Annotated in this window: 1 pseudogene; it reads left to right on the forward strand. The window is 72.0% G+C overall.

What is annotated here, in order from left to right:
* Positions 1–339 (forward strand): annotated as a pseudogene (locus ACFHWT_RS31510) (acetaldehyde dehydrogenase (acetylating)); the annotation flags it as partial.

Raw genomic sequence — 339 nt, forward strand, 5'->3', positions numbered from 1 at the left:
TGGTCGACCTGACCCCGGCCGCTGTCGGCCCGTACGTGGTACCACCGGTCAACCTGGACGCGCACCTGGCCGAGCCGAACGTCAACATGGTCACCTGTGGTGGGCAGGCGACCGTGCCGGTCGTCGCCGCCGTCGCGGCGGTGGCCCCGGTCGCGTACGCGGAGATCGTCGCCTCGATCGCGTCCCGCTCGGCCGGTCCGGGCACCCGGGCCAACATCGACGAGTTCACCCAGACCACCGCCCGCGCCCTCGAAGTCGTCGGCGGTGCCGGCATGGGCAAGGCGATCATCGTGCTGAACCCGGCGGACCCGCCGCTGCTGATGCGCGACACCGTCTACT

Origin of the sequence: Micromonospora sp. LOL_021, assembly GCF_048060215.1 — a bacterium.
GTDB lineage: Bacteria > Actinomycetota > Actinomycetes > Mycobacteriales > Micromonosporaceae > Micromonospora_E.